The sequence below is a fragment of the Enterobacter sp. WP_7_1 genome, assembly GCF_003688535.1.
In the GTDB taxonomy this organism is placed as follows: Bacteria; Pseudomonadota; Gammaproteobacteria; order Enterobacterales; family Enterobacteriaceae; genus Enterobacter; species Enterobacter asburiae.
Map to the genome: position 1 here is coordinate 75,433 of NZ_REFK01000009.1, position 12,964 is coordinate 88,396.

The window sequence follows — 12,964 nt, forward strand, 5'->3', positions numbered from 1 at the left end:
AACGGTTCAGCAAACGAATAAATGTGGGCAATTTACGAAATTTAATTCGCATTGCTTCAGATAAGAGATGCTTATGGGAATGTGACGGAGATCATGCGGTTTATTGCCCTCACCCTAACCCTCTCCCACAGGGAGAGGGGACTCTTCGGTGCGGTTTTAATGCCAGCAGAAGTGATGCACAACCTGAGTAATCAGTTCGCGGGTTGGCTTGATGAAGCGGGTTTCCAGATATTCATCCGGCTGGTGCGCCTGGTTGATGGAGCCGGGGCCCAGGACCAGCGTAGGGCAAAGCGTCTGAATAAACGGCGCTTCGGTGCAGTAGTTCACCACGTCGGTTTTCTCACCGAGCAGCTTTTCCACCACCTCAACCAGCTGATGGTCCGGCGGGCATTCGTAACCCGGGATCGGCGGATGCAATTCGGAGACCGTCAGGCGGCCCGGCCAGCGCTCGCTCACCGGCGCCAGCGCTTCATTCAGCAGGCCGTCGAGATCGCTGAGGGTCATGCCCGGCAGCGGGCGGATGTCCATATGCAGTTCGCAGCAGGCGCAGATGCGGTTCGAGGCATCGCCGCCGTGCAGGCTACCGAGGTTCAGGGTCGGATACGGCACGGTGAACGCGTCGTAGTGGTAGCGCTCTTTCAGATCGTCGCGCAGGGTCATGATGCGCCCGATGGCATCATGCATCAGCTCAATGGCGTTCACGCCGCGCGCCGGATCGCTGGAGTGGCCGGACTGGCCCAGCACGCGCACGGCGGTAGAAATATGGCCTTTGTGCGCGCGGATCGGCTGCAGAGACGTCGGCTCGCCGATGATCGCGCAATCCGGACGAATCGACGTGTTTTCAGAGAAGTAGCGCGCCCCCGCCATGCTGGTTTCTTCATCGGCGGTCGCCAGAATGTAGAGCGGTTTTTTCAGTTTCGTCACGTCCACGTCACGCAGCGCGTCGAGGATAAAGGCGAAGAAGCCTTTCATGTCGGCGGTGCCCAGGCCATAGAGCTTGTTGTCGTGCTCGGTCAGGGTGAACGGATCGCGCGTCCAGCGGCCGTCGTCAAACGGCACCGTATCGGTATGACCGGCCAGCAGCAGGCCGCCCGCACCGGTTCCGGTGCTGGCGAGCAGGTTAAATTTGTGGCGGGTTCCGGGGACGGGTTGAACCTCAACGTTAAACCCAAGATCGCTAAACCAACCCGCCAGCAGATTGATTAAAGACTCATTGCTCTGATCCAGCGCTTCTTCCGTTGCGCTGATGGACGGTGTGGCAATCAGGGCGCGGTAGATCTCGATAAATGGCGGTAAGTTCATTTTCATTGTTGACACACCTTAGGTCGTGATAGTATCAATATTCATGCAATAAATGTGAATAAAAATACATTAACGTTGAGCATAAAGGAACCCGATGTTGAATACGCTGATTGTAGGCGCTAGCGGTTATGCGGGCGCAGAGCTTGTAAGCTACGTGAATCGCCATCCACATATGACCATAACCGCTTTGACCGTGTCAGCGCAAAGCAATGATGCAGGAAAGTTAATTTCCGATTTGCATCCGCAGCTTAAGGGCATTGTCGATCTGCCGCTGCAGCCCATGTCTGACATCAGCGAGTTTACCGACGGCGTCGACGTGGTGTTTTTAGCCACCGCGCACGAGGTCAGCCACGACCTGGCACCGCAGTTCCTGGCGGCCGGCTGCGTGGTCTTCGACCTTTCCGGCGCGTTCCGCGTGAACGACGGCGCGTTTTATGAAAAATATTACGGTTTCACCCATCAGCATCCGGATCTGCTTGAAAAAGCGGTGTACGGCCTGGCGGAGTGGAGCGCAGATAAACTGAAAGAAGCGGACCTCATTGCCGTTCCGGGCTGCTACCCGACGGCGGCGCAGCTTTCCCTGAAGCCGCTGATCGACGCGGGTCTGCTGGATCTGAGTCAGTGGCCGGTGATTAACGCCACCAGCGGCGTGAGCGGAGCAGGGCGCAAGGCCGCTATCTCCAACAGCTTCTGCGAAGTGAGCCTTCAGCCGTATGGCGTGTTTAATCACCGTCATCATCCTGAAATCACGACGCATCTGGGCGCGGACGTCATTTTCACCCCGCACCTGGGCAGCTTCCCGCGTGGGATCCTCGAAACCATTACCTGCCGCCTGAAGCCCGGCGTGACCAAAGAGCAGGTGAACGAGGTCTTCACCCAGGCGTATGCGGATAAACCGCTGGTGCGCCTGTACGACAAAGGCGTGCCGGCGCTGAAAAACGTGGTCGGCCTGCCGTTCTGCGATATCGGCTTTGCCGTACAGGGCGAGCATCTCATCGTTGTCGCCGCGGAAGATAACTTACTCAAAGGCGCTGCCGCACAGGCAATGCAGTGTGCAAATATTCGTTTCGGTTTCCCGGAAACGCAGGCTCTTATTTAAGGTGTGATGATGAACCCATTAATTATCAAACTCGGTGGTGTACTGCTGGACAGCGAAGAAGCGCTGGAGCGCCTGTTTACCGCGCTGGTGAACTATCGCGAATCACACCAGCGTCCGCTGGTGATTGTGCACGGCGGCGGCTGCGTGGTGGATGAGCTGATGAAAGGGCTCAACCTGCCGGTGAAAAAGAAGAACGGCCTGCGCGTGACGCCTGCTGACCAGATTGACATCATTACCGGCGCGCTGGCGGGTACGGCGAACAAAACGCTGCTGGCGTGGGCGAAGAAACACCACATCGCGTCCGTTGGCCTCTATCTGGGCGATGGCGACAGCGTAAAAGTGACCCAGCTCGACGAAGAGCTCGGCCACGTTGGACTGGCACAGCCAGGTTCACCTAAGCTGATTAACACCCTGCTGGAAGGCGGTTTCCTGCCGGTGGTGAGCTCTATCGGCGTGACCGAAGAGGGCGAGCTGATGAACGTCAACGCTGACCAGGCGGCGACCGCGCTGGCGGCAACGCTGGGCGCGGATCTGATCCTGCTCTCCGACGTGAGCGGTATTCTGGACGGTAAAGGCCAGCGCATTGCGGAAATGACGGCTGAGAAAGCCGAGCAGCTGATTGCTCAGGGCATTATTACTGACGGCATGATCGTCAAAGTGAATGCCGCGCTGGATGCCGCACGCACGCTGGGCCGTCCGGTGGATATCGCCTCCTGGCGTCACGCGGAACAACTGCCGGCGCTGTTTAACGGCACGCCGATTGGCACGCGTATTTTAGCGTAAGTTTTTATTGAATGACCGTAGGCCGGGTAAGCGAAGCGCCACCCGGCAGAACTAACGAATAAAGGAATCATGTTATGGCACTTTGGGGTGGGCGTTTTACACAGGCAGCGGATCAGCGATTCAAACAGTTCAACGACTCTTTGCGCTTCGACTACCGCCTGGCCGAACAGGATATTGTCGGCTCTGTGGCCTGGTCCAAAGCGCTGGTGACGGTGGGCGTACTGACCGCAGACGAACAATTACAGCTGGAAGAAGCGCTGAACAATCTGCTGGAAGAGGTGCGTCTTAACCCGCAGCAGATCCTCGAAAGCGATGCTGAAGATATTCACAGCTGGGTGGAAGGTAAACTGATCGACAAGGTCGGCCAGCTGGGTAAAAAGCTGCATACCGGCCGCAGCCGTAACGACCAGGTCGCCACCGATCTGAAGCTGTGGTGTAAAGATACCGTTGGCGAACTGCTGGCGGCTAACCGTCAGCTGCAGAGCGCGCTGGTGGAAACCGCGCAGAACAACCAGGACGCGGTGATGCCGGGTTATACCCACCTGCAGCGCGCGCAGCCGGTGACCTTCGCGCACTGGTGTCTGGCCTACGTCGAGATGCTGGCGCGTGACGAAAGCCGTCTGCAGGATACCCTGAAACGTCTGGACGTCAGCCCGCTGGGCAGCGGCGCGCTGGCCGGTACGGCGTATGAAATCGACCGTGAGCAGCTGGCAGGCTGGCTGGGCTTTGCCTCCGCCACCCGTAACAGCCTGGACAGCGTGTCCGACCGCGACCACGTGCTGGAGCTGCTCTCCAATGCGTCTATCGGAATGGTGCATCTGTCGCGCTTTGCCGAAGACCTGATCTTCTTTAACTCTGGCGAAGCGGGCTTCGTCGAGCTGTCCGACCGCGTGACCTCAGGCTCATCCCTGATGCCGCAGAAGAAAAACCCGGACGCGCTGGAGCTGATCCGCGGCAAGTGTGGCCGCGTGCAGGGCGCGCTGACAGGCATGATGATGACCCTGAAAGGGCTGCCGCTGGCGTATAACAAAGACATGCAGGAAGACAAAGAAGGGCTGTTCGACGCGCTCGACACCTGGCTGGACTGTCTGCATATGGGCGCGCTGGTGCTGGACGGCATTCAGGTGAAACGCCCGCGCTGTCAGGAAGCGGCGCAGCAGGGCTATGCGAACTCTACCGAACTGGCGGATTATCTGGTGGCGAAAGGCGTACCTTTCCGTGAAGCGCACCATATTGTGGGTGAAGCGGTGGTGGAAGCCATTCGTCAGGGTAAACCGCTGGAAGATCTGGCGCTGGCCGACCTGCAGAAGTTCAGCGCGGTTATCGGGGATGATGTGTATCCGATCCTTGCGCTGCAGTCTTGCCTGGACAAGCGTGCCGCGAAAGGCGGCGTGTCGCCTAAGCAGGTGGCGCAGGCGATAGCGGATGCGAAAAACCGGTTGGTTTGATTTGGTTTGAACAGTGCGGGCTGGTGTCCTCACTCCGGCCCTCTCCCACGGGGAGAGGGAGCAAACACTAAAAATGGCAACTTCGGTTGCCATTTTGCTTTTACCTCGGGGTTTTTTTACGCAAAAAAAAGCGGACCACGGGGTCCGCAAAAGTTCACGTTGGCTTTAGTTGTTCGAGTTTTGAGAGAAATTCGCTGACGGTGCGGGGACGTCAAGGGTCAAACACGTGCCGCCTCGTCTATGTGGTGTATTATTCAACAGAATGCTTGATAGGGATAATCGTTCGTTGCTATGCTATCTATCGCCATGAACTATCGTGGCGACGGAGGATGAATAATGAATATTCGTGATCTTGAATACCTGGTAGCGTTAGCCGAGCATCGTCACTTTCGCCGCGCGGCAGACTCCTGCCACGTCAGCCAGCCCACGCTGAGCGGTCAGATCCGCAAGCTGGAAGACGAGCTGGGCGTGATGCTGCTGGAGCGCACCAGTCGTAAGGTTCTGTTCACACAGGCAGGTCTGCTGCTGGTGGATCAGGCGCGCACCGTGCTGCGCGAGGTCAAAGTGCTCAAGGAAATGGCAAGCCAGCAGGGGGAGGCGATGTCCGGCCCGCTGCATATCGGCCTGATCCCAACCGTTGGCCCGTACCTGTTGCCGCACATCATTCCGATGCTGCACCAGACGTTCCCGAAACTCGAAATGTACCTGCATGAAGCGCAGACCCATCAGCTGCTGGCGCAGCTAGACAGCGGCAAGCTCGACTGCGCCATTCTGGCGCTGGTGAAAGAGAGTGAAGCCTTTATTGAAGTGCCGCTGTTCGATGAGCCGATGATGCTGGCGATCTATGAAGATCACCCGTGGGCGAACCGCGATCGCGTACCGATGGCCGATCTGGCCGGTGAAAAGCTGCTGATGCTGGAAGATGGCCACTGCCTGCGCGATCAGGCGATGGGCTTCTGCTTTGAAGCGGGTGCGGATGAGGATACCCATTTCCGCGCAACCAGCCTGGAAACGCTGCGTAATATGGTCGCGGCGGGAAGCGGTATTACGCTGCTGCCTGCGCTGGCCGTGCCGCGCGAGCGTAAGCGTGATGGCGTGGTTTATCTACCGTGCATTAAGCCGGAGCCGCGTCGCACTATCGGCCTGGTGTATCGTCCGGGTTCACCGCTGCGCAGCCGCTATGAGCAGCTGGCAGAGGCCATCCGTGGTTCGATGGATGGCCATTTCGACAGCGCGTTAAAACAGGCGGTTTAAGCCGTTCAGCGCAGCTACCCGATAGGCTTCCGCCATGGTCGGGTAGTTAAAGGTGGTGTTAACGAAGTACTCAATGGTGTTACCACCGCCTTTTTGCTCCATTATCGCCTGGCCGATATGAATGATTTCCGCCGCGCGTTCACCAAAGCAGTGAATGCCGAGGATCTCTTTGGTCTCGCGATGGAACAGGATCTTCAGCGTTCCCACGCTCATCCCCACGATTTGCGCCCGCGCCAGATGTTTAAACTGGGCACGTCCCACCTCGTAAGGCACCTTCATTGACGTCAGCTGCTGCTCGGTTTTCCCGACAGAACTGATTTCCGGGATGGTATAGATGCCCGTCGGAATATCTTCGATCAGGTGCGCCGTCGCTTCGCCTTTTACCAGCGCCTGTGCGGCAATGCGTCCCTGGTCGTAAGCGGCTGAGGCCAGGCTTGGGTAGCCAATCACGTCGCCGACCGCGTAAACGTGCGGCAGGGCAGTCTGATACATGCTGTTGACCTTCAGCTGACCGCGACTGTCGGTTTCAAGCCCGATATTTTCCAGCTGCAGTGAATCGGTGTTGCCGGTACGACCGTTGGCGTACAGCAGGCAGTCTGCTTTCAGCTTCTTACCGGACTTCAGATGCATGATCACCCCGTCGTCACAGCCCTCAATCTTCTCGTACTCTTCGTTGTGGCGAATCACCACGCCGCTGTTCCAGAAGTGGTAGGAGAGGGAGTCCGACATCTCCTGATCGAGGAACGCCAGCAGGCGGTCACGGGTGTTGATCAGGTCAACTTTGACGTCCATTCCGCGGAAGATCGACGCATATTCGCAACCAATGACCCCTGCGCCATAGATAATGACGTGGCGGGGTTCATGGTGCAGGCTCAGAATCGAGTCGCTGTCGTAGACGCGCGGGTGCGAGAAGTCCACGTCGGCCGGATGGTAAGGGCGTGAGCCGCAGGCAATCACAAATTTTTCAGCCGTGATGGTTTCAACCGAACCGTCGTGGCATTCGAGTGCCAGGGTGTGTTCATCCACAAAATGCGCGTTGCCCTGCAAAATTTCACAGTGGTTACGCTCATAAAATCCCTGACGCATGCGTGTCTGCTGGTTAATAACGGTATCCGCGTGATTCAGGATGTCAGCAAAGGATGAACGAAGAAGTCGGGAGTGGTCGCTGTAAAGAGGGTTCTGGTTAAATTCGATAATGCGGCTAACGGCGTGGCGGAGGGCTTTCGAAGGGATGGTGCCCCAGTGGGTGCAACCGCCGCCGACATTATGGTAGCGCTCGATGACCGCTACTCTGGCTCCCTGTTTCACCAGACCCATAGCAGCACCTTCGCCGCCGGGGCCGGAACCAATAACTATTGCGTCGTAATCGTAGGAATGTGGCATGGTAAGGCTTACCTGTTCTTATACATAAAAGCAACAGAATCATAACATCATTGGCAGAGTAACCCAATTATCGTTGTGCTTTTTTCGGGCAGTGGGGCACAAACCGCACGTAAACAATCATTCACAAAGCCAGGCAAACAGATTAATTTTATTCTCTGGTATAGTGCCATCAGGCCTTTGGAAGGATTCAACTATCGTGATGGGCGTAAGAGCACAACAAAAAGAGAAAACCCGGCGTTCGCTGGTGGAAGCCGCATTCAGTCAACTGAGTGCTGAGCGGAGTTTTGCCAGTTTGAGCCTGCGCGAAGTCGCACGCGAGGCCGGGATTGCGCCAACGTCCTTCTATCGTCATTTCCGTGATGTGGATGAACTGGGCCTGACCATGGTCGACGAGAGCGGTCTGATGCTGCGCCAGCTGATGCGGCAGGCGCGTCAGCGTATCGCCAAAGGGGGCAGCGTGATCCGCACCTCCGTATCGACCTTTATGGAATTTATCGGCAATAACCCCAACGCGTTTCGTCTGCTTCTGCGCGAGCGTTCGGGCACATCGGCGGCGTTTCGTGCCGCCGTCGCGCGTGAAATTCAGCACTTCATCGCGGAACTTGCCGACTATCTTGAACTCGAAAACCATATGCCGCGTGCGTTTACTGAAGCACAGGCTGAGGCGATGGTGACGATTGTTTTCAGCGCGGGTGCCGAAGCGCTGGATGTCAGCATTGAACAACGCAAGCAGCTCGAAGAGCGGCTGGTATTGCAGCTCAGGATGATCTCCAAAGGCGCGTACTACTGGTATCGCCGTGAACAAGAGAAACTGGCACATCAAACCGAAGAGTGAAGGTGAGTAATGAAACAGTCAGGTCAGGATAAAGGGACGCTGTTGCTGGCATTGATCGCTGGCTTATCCATTAATGGTACGTTTGCCGCTATTTTTAGCTCAATCGTTCCATTTTCGATTTTCCCGCTTATTGCGCTGGTGCTGACGGTTTACTGCCTGCATCAACGTTACCTGAACCGCACCATGCCGGTGGGGTTACCGGGGCTGGCCGCTGCCTGCTTTATTCTGGGGGTATTGCTGTATAGCACCGTGGTTCGCGCGGAATATCCGGATATCGGCTCTAACTTCTTCCCTGCGGTACTGTCTGTGGCGCTGGTGTTCTGGATTGGCTCGCGCATGCGTAGCCGTAAGAGCCAGTTACCAGAGTAATGAATTATTTGTAGGGCAGGTAAGCGAAGCGCCACCTGCCAAAAACGCCGGATGGCGCTACGCTTATCCGGCCTACAGATCACCGTGCGGTAAGTAAAACGCCGCACTCCATATGGTGCGTATACGGGAACTGATCGAACAGCGCCAGACGTTCAACCTTGTGCGTCTGGCCTAATGTTTCGAGGTTCTTGCACAGCGTCTCCGGGTTACAGGAGATGTACAAAATACGCGGGTACGCCTGCACCATCTTCTCGGTTTCGCTGTCCAGGCCACTGCGCGGCGGGTCGACAAAAATTGTCTCACACTGGTAGCTCTTGAGATCGATCCCTTCCAGGCGGTTAAACTGGCGTACGCCGTTCATGGCCTGCGTGAACTCTTCTGCGGCCATACGAATGATCTGCACGTTGTCGATATGGTTAGCGGCGATGTTGTACTGCGCGGCAGCCACCGACGGCTTGGCGATTTCCGTTGCCAGAACGCGATCGAAGTTACGCGCCAGCGCCAGGGAGAAGTTGCCGTTACCGCAGTAGAGCTCAAGCAGATCGCCCGTTGACCCTTCCGTCGCCTTCAGCGCCCACTCCAGCATCTGCACGTTCATCGCGGCATTCGGCTGGGTGAAGCTGTTCTCGACCTGACGATACACCATCTCTTTACCTGCCACCGGCAGGCGCTCGTCGATGTAGTCCTGATCCAGCATGATTTTGGTTTTTGTCGCGCGGCCAATCAGGTGAACGTTGATGTTCTGCGCGCGCAGCGCATCGCGCAGCGCTTCTGCCTGCTCGCGCCACTCGTCGTTAAGCGCTTTGTGATACAGCAGAGAGACAATTGCCTGATTGCTTTGCGTGGTCAGGTAGTCAATCTGGAACAGCTTGTTACGCAGTACCGGATTGTTGCGCACGCCGTCCATTATCAGCGTCATCAACTGGTTAATGAGCTCGCTCGCCGCCGGAAAGCTGTCCACGCGGATACGGGACTTCGTCTGCTGATCGAAAATGATGTGGTACAGGTCGTCACCGTCGTGCCAGATGCGGAACTCGGCGCGCATGCGGTAGTGGCTGACGGGAGAGCGGAACACCTCGGGAACGGGCGCGTTGAAAGGCGTCATCATACTTTGCAGGCGGACGACTTTCTCTGCCAGCTGCGCGTCGTACTGTTCTGTCGGGAGGTGTTCTGGGGTCATGATGCGTCCTGAATGATAAAGAATTACGCGGGGATTGTAGGCATTGTTCAGGGGATGTCCAGATTTAATGGGTAATAGCTGTCTGGACATCCATACGTGTCTAATTGTAGCATTCTGTTTCCGGTCTCCTGAGAGTGAAAAGGGAATCCAGTGTAAATCTGGAGCTGACGCGCAGCGGTAAAGTCTGGCGGGATGAGCGTTGTAGACACTGTGAAAATGGGAAGTCTTCATCCTTATATAGCCACCTAGCCCGAAGACCTGCCGGGATCACGTCGCATTTGGTTTCATCATCGCGTGCTATCGATGAGGCCTGCGGCATCCTTCTTATATTGTGGATGCTTTAACAATGATTAAAAAAGTATCGCTGTTGACGGCGTTGTCCGTCACGGCATTTTCGGGCTGGGCGCAGGATAGCGCCGACTCGTTGGTGGTGACGGCAAATCGTTTTGAACAACCTGAAAAAACTATTCTGGCTGCAACCTCCGTTGTTACGCGTGCCGATATTGACCGTTGGCAATCAACCTCAGTCCTGGATGTTATGCGTCGCCTGCCCGGCGTGGATACGGCGCAAAATGGCGGGATGGGGCAACTCTCTTCTCTCTTTATACGTGGCACCAACTCCAGCCACGTCCTGATCCTTGTTGATGGGATCCGCCTTAACCAGGCGGGCGTCACGGGGTCATCCGATCTCAGCCAGTTCCCGATCTCCCTGGTGCAGCGTATCGAATATGTTCGTGGACCGCGTTCGGCGGTATACGGCTCGGACGCGATCGGCGGAGTCGTAAACATTATTACCACTCGCGCGAAGGACGGTACCACGCTGAACGCAGGTGCAGGGTCGCATGGTTATCAGAATTATGGCGGCAGTACTCAGCAAACATTGGGCGACAGCACGCGCGTCACGCTTGCGGGTGATTACACCTATACCAAAGGGTTTGATGTGGTTGCGGACGGCAACAATGGTGGCCTTGCCCAGACCGATCGCGACGGCTTTATGAATAAAACGCTCTATGGTGCAGTGGATCACGCATTCTCGGAGCAGTGGAGCGGATTTGTTCGCGGCTTTGGCTACAGCAACCGTACTGCCTACGACGGTTACTACAGTTCATTTACCCCTGACGTACTGGTCGATACCCGCCAGCTCTATAGTCAGACCTGGGATGCAGGATTGCGCTTCAACGATGACATCTTCCATTCACAGCTGCTCACCAGCTATAGCCACAGCAAGGACTATAACTACGACCCAAATTTGGGCCGCTACGATTCAACAGCCACGTTGGATGAAATCAAACAGTACAACGTCCAGTGGCTGAACTCCGTTGATGTTGGCCATGGGAACATTGGCGCGGGCGTTGACTGGCAGAAGCAGAGCACCGAGCCGGGTACAAACTACGTGACCAGCGGCTACGACCTGCGTAACACCGGCGTTTACCTGACCGGGTTGCAGCAGTTTGGTGACTTCACTCTGGAAGGAGCGGTTCGCAGCGATGACAACTCTCAGTTCGGTCGCCATGGCACCTGGCAAAGTAGTGCGGCCTGGGAGTTCGTGGAGGGTTACCGCTTCGTTGCTTCTTATGGTACGGCCTATAAAGCACCGAATCTGGGTCAACTCTATGGTTTCTATGGCAATGACCATCTTGATCCAGAAGAGAGCAAGCAGTGGGAAGGTGCGTTTGAAGGCCTGACGGCGGGCGTGAGCTGGCGCGTCTCCGGCTACCGTAATGACGTCGATAATCTCATCGACTTCGATAATAACCTTCAGCAATATTACAACGTCGGTAAAGCGCGCATTAAAGGTGTGGAAGCGACAGCATCATTTGATACGGGCCCGTTGACGCATACTGTAGGCTACGACTATGTGGATGCCCGCAATGCCGCAACCAACGAACTTCTGGACCGTCGTGCTAAGCAGCAGGTGAAATATCAGCTCGACACGCAGATCTATGATTTCGACTGGAGCCTGACTTATCACTATCTCGGTACGCGTTACGACACTGACTTTGGTGCTTATCCGTCTGAGAAAGTAAAAATGGGTGGTGTCAGCCTGTGGGATGTCGCAGTTTCGTATCCTGTCACCTCACATCTCACAGTTCGTGGTAAAATAGCCAACCTGTTCGATAAAGATTACGAGACAGTTTATGGCTACCAAACTGCAGGACGGGAATACACCTTGTCTGGCAGCTACACCTTCTAATCCGCGTCCCACCGTGCTGGTTTTTGATTCCGGCGTCGGTGGGCTTTCGGTCTATGATGAGATTCGGCATCTCCTGCCGGATCTCCATTACATCTACGCCTTCGATAACGTCGCTTTCCCGTATGGGGAAAAGAGTGAAGATTTTATTGTTGAGCGTGTGGTTGAAATCGTCACCGCGGTACAAAAGCGCTATCCCCTTGCGCTGGCCGTCATCGCCTGTAATACGGCGAGCACCGTTTCTCTTCCCGCCCTGCGTGAAAAATTCCAGTTCCCGGTTGTGGGCGTTGTTCCTGCGATAAAGCCTGCCGCACGCCTGACGGCGAACGGCATTGTGGGTTTGCTGGCAACGCGAGGCACGGTAAAGCGTCCTTATACCCGTGAGCTGATCGACCGTTTTGCCAACGAATGCCAGATTGCGATGCTGGGTTCGGCTGAGCTGGTGGAGATGGCTGAAGCGAAGCTGCATGGAAAAGCGGTATCACTCGACGAGCTGCGTCGTATTCTTCGTCCGTGGCTGCGGATGCCCGAACCTCCGGATACCGTTGTGCTGGGCTGCACCCACTTCCCGCTATTACAGGAAGAGCTATTAGAGGTGTTGCCGGAGGGGACGCGCCTGGTGGATTCCGGCGCGGCTATCGCCCGTCGCACGGCCTGGCTGCTGGAGCATGAAGCGCCGGATGCGAAATCTACCGATGCGAATATCGCGTTTTGTATGGCCATCACGAAAGAGACTGAGCAACTTTTACCCGTTTTACGCCGTTATGGCTTTGAAACGCTCGAAAAACTGGCGCTGTAGCACGGTTTTGAGCAAAAAAGAGACGGTTGAAAGTTTTTTTTAAAAGAGGGGTTGTCAACGTCTGAGAACTCCCTATAATGCGCCTCCACTGACACGGAACAACGGCTTACAGGCCGCCGGGTTAGCGGGGTTCAGAGATGAACGCCGACAGAGAAAAGCAAAAATAATCGCTTGACTCTGAATGAGGAAAACGTAATATACGGGACCTCGCAACGGTGAGCTTAACGCCGCGTTGCAACTGCTCTTTAACAATTTATCAGACAATCTGTGTGGGCACTCAAAGTGACATGGATTCTTAATGTCTTCGGACAATAAATGAAT

At 55.9% G+C, this 12,964-nt stretch carries 11 protein-coding genes and 1 riboswitch; of the genes, 8 read left to right on the forward strand and 3 right to left on the reverse strand.

From position 1 onward, the window contains the following. Positions 1-156 precede the first annotated feature (156 nt). Complete coding sequence (gene argE / locus BJ885_RS22620; RefSeq protein ID WP_023309677.1) at positions 157-1,308, reverse strand: acetylornithine deacetylase; 1,152 nt, start codon at positions 1,306-1,308, stop codon at positions 157-159. Positions 1,309-1,396: 88 nt separating this feature from the next. On the opposite strand from argE, the gene argC reads away from it, so the two are divergent. From argC to oxyR, 4 genes are all read left to right on the forward strand, one after another. After that, a complete protein-coding gene (gene argC / locus BJ885_RS22625; RefSeq protein WP_121932821.1) occupies positions 1,397-2,401 on the forward strand; it encodes an N-acetyl-gamma-glutamyl-phosphate reductase in 1,005 nt (334 codons plus the stop codon). Positions 2,402-2,407: 6 nt separating this feature from the next. Next, a complete protein-coding gene (gene argB, locus BJ885_RS22630) occupies positions 2,408-3,184 on the forward strand; it encodes an acetylglutamate kinase (RefSeq protein ID WP_090420882.1) in 777 nt (258 codons plus the stop codon). Positions 3,185-3,258: 74 nt separating this feature from the next. Further along, on the forward strand, positions 3,259-4,632 hold the full coding sequence (gene argH, locus BJ885_RS22635; RefSeq protein ID WP_039264229.1) for an argininosuccinate lyase: 1,374 nt from the start codon (positions 3,259-3,261) through the stop codon (positions 4,630-4,632). 336 nt (positions 4,633-4,968) lie between these two features. After that, positions 4,969-5,886, forward strand: coding sequence for a DNA-binding transcriptional regulator OxyR (oxyR, locus tag BJ885_RS22640; RefSeq protein WP_023309664.1), 918 nt, complete (start codon positions 4,969-4,971; stop codon positions 5,884-5,886). On the opposite strand, the gene sthA is transcribed toward oxyR, so the two are convergent. Next, the gene (sthA, locus tag BJ885_RS22645; RefSeq protein WP_008501785.1) at positions 5,869-7,269 is read right to left on the reverse strand and encodes a Si-specific NAD(P)(+) transhydrogenase; all 1,401 of its coding nucleotides are present in this window, start codon (positions 7,267-7,269) and stop codon (positions 5,869-5,871) included. The genes oxyR and sthA overlap by 18 nt on opposite strands. Before the next feature lie 196 nt (positions 7,270-7,465). Between sthA and fabR the strand changes: the two genes are divergently transcribed. Beyond that, positions 7,466-8,104 carry an HTH-type transcriptional repressor FabR gene (gene fabR / locus BJ885_RS22650; RefSeq protein ID WP_008501784.1) on the forward strand — a complete coding sequence of 213 codons (639 nt, stop codon included), beginning with the start codon at positions 7,466-7,468 and terminating at the stop codon, positions 8,102-8,104. A 9-nt stretch (positions 8,105-8,113) separates the two neighbouring features. After that, positions 8,114-8,473, forward strand: coding sequence for a YijD family membrane protein (locus BJ885_RS22655; protein ID WP_008501783.1), 360 nt, complete (start codon positions 8,114-8,116; stop codon positions 8,471-8,473). Between the two features lie 79 nt (positions 8,474-8,552). Here BJ885_RS22655 and trmA read toward each other — a convergent pair whose 3' ends face one another. Beyond that, a complete protein-coding gene (gene trmA, locus BJ885_RS22660) occupies positions 8,553-9,653 on the reverse strand; it encodes a tRNA (uridine(54)-C5)-methyltransferase TrmA (protein ID WP_047653051.1) in 1,101 nt (366 codons plus the stop codon). A gap of 104 nt (positions 9,654-9,757) precedes the next feature. Continuing rightward, positions 9,758-9,934: riboswitch (cobalamin riboswitch) on the forward strand. A 65-nt stretch (positions 9,935-9,999) separates the two neighbouring features. On the opposite strand from trmA, the gene btuB reads away from it, so the two are divergent. Both btuB and murI read left to right on the forward strand, forming a co-directional pair. Continuing rightward, on the forward strand, positions 10,000-11,847 hold the full coding sequence (btuB, locus tag BJ885_RS22665; RefSeq protein WP_121932820.1) for a TonB-dependent vitamin B12 receptor BtuB: 1,848 nt from the start codon (positions 10,000-10,002) through the stop codon (positions 11,845-11,847). After that, entirely contained in the window at positions 11,792-12,643 is an 852-nt protein-coding gene (gene murI, locus BJ885_RS22670; protein ID WP_023309660.1) for a glutamate racemase, read from the forward strand. Before btuB ends, murI begins: the two co-directional genes overlap by 56 nt. The last annotated feature ends 321 nt before the right edge of the window (positions 12,644-12,964 follow it).

Excerpts from the sequence above, each read along its gene's own strand:
- argE (WP_023309677.1), bottom strand. The coding sequence starts at position 1,308 with ATGAAAATGAACTTACCGCCATTTATCGAGATCTACCGCGCCCTGATT.
- argC (WP_121932821.1), top strand. The coding sequence starts at position 1,397 with ATGTTGAATACGCTGATTGTAGGCGCTAGCGGTTATGCGGGCGCAGAG.
- argB (WP_090420882.1), top strand. The coding sequence starts at position 2,408 with ATGATGAACCCATTAATTATCAAACTCGGTGGTGTACTGCTGGACAGC.
- argH (WP_039264229.1), top strand. The coding sequence starts at position 3,259 with ATGGCACTTTGGGGTGGGCGTTTTACACAGGCAGCGGATCAGCGATTC.
- oxyR (WP_023309664.1), top strand. The coding sequence starts at position 4,969 with ATGAATATTCGTGATCTTGAATACCTGGTAGCGTTAGCCGAGCATCGT.
- sthA (WP_008501785.1), bottom strand. The coding sequence starts at position 7,269 with ATGCCACATTCCTACGATTACGACGCAATAGTTATTGGTTCCGGCCCC.
- BJ885_RS22655 (WP_008501783.1), top strand. The coding sequence starts at position 8,114 with ATGAAACAGTCAGGTCAGGATAAAGGGACGCTGTTGCTGGCATTGATC.
- trmA (WP_047653051.1), bottom strand. The coding sequence starts at position 9,653 with ATGACCCCAGAACACCTCCCGACAGAACAGTACGACGCGCAGCTGGCA.
- btuB (WP_121932820.1), top strand. The coding sequence starts at position 10,000 with ATGATTAAAAAAGTATCGCTGTTGACGGCGTTGTCCGTCACGGCATTT.
- murI (WP_023309660.1), top strand. The coding sequence starts at position 11,792 with ATGGCTACCAAACTGCAGGACGGGAATACACCTTGTCTGGCAGCTACA.